We start from the raw sequence: 780 nt of genomic DNA, 5'->3' as shown, positions 1-780 counted from the left end.
CTGATCGATACGCTGCGCGAGCAGTGGAACGGGCTGGCGGAGCTGGATAAGCAGATTGCCAGCATCGAACGGCGCTTACAGATGTGGATGAGAGAGGACAAGGCATGCAAGGCGATCGCGGCGATACCGGGCGTAGGTCTCCTGACGGCGACGGCGGCCGTCGCGACGATGGGCGATGCGAAGACGTTTCGGTCCGGGCGCGAATTCGCAGCCTGGATCGGACTGGTGCCCAAGCAAACGGGCTCGGGCGGCAAAGTCCAGTTGCTGGGAATCAGCAAGCGCGGCGACACGTATCTGCGCAAGCTGCTAATTCATGGTGCCCGGGCAGTGCTGTGCCTTACGAAGGAACCAGGGCCGTGGGCTGAAGGGATCAGGAAGCGGCGACCGCTGAATGTGGCGATCGTGGCACAGGCGAACAGGATAGCCCGCACGATCTGGGCGATTCTGGCGCATGACAGGCCGTACGAAAAGGGCTACGTGAGCGCGAAGCCGGTTTGACCGAACGGCGTTGCGTAGCAGGAAGATCAACTTTTACAGGGTGATACGTCGAAAGGTTGCGCTGGCAATCGTAAGTAATGACAAGACAGGTCGGACCGGGACCCGCCAAACCTGAATAGCCCCTCGAGCTTCTAGCTCGCTAAGTAAATGAGGTGCGGGTCAGCGGATTTCATGGTGGGCCGCAGCGTATCAGGCTGCAACAAGCCCGGATATAAAGCTGCAACCCATCCTGTCGCAGTCAGAGCACACGAAAACCCTTCGCAAACGGGAGGCGTTCATATA

General features: G+C 59.6%; 1 protein-coding gene. It reads left to right on the top strand.

Features of this window, described 5'->3' with window-relative positions:
* On the top strand, positions 1 to 498 hold a 498-nt coding region (locus tag U5798_RS36885), incomplete at its 5' end, for an IS110 family transposase (RefSeq protein WP_322084879.1).
* Positions 499 to 780 lie beyond the last annotated feature (282 nt).

The organism is Burkholderia sp. BCC1972, assembly GCF_905339605.1.
GTDB lineage: Bacteria > Pseudomonadota > Gammaproteobacteria > Burkholderiales > Burkholderiaceae > Burkholderia.
The sequence above is the reverse complement of the archived record's forward strand: the minus strand, read 5'-3'. Positions and strand labels throughout refer to the sequence as shown.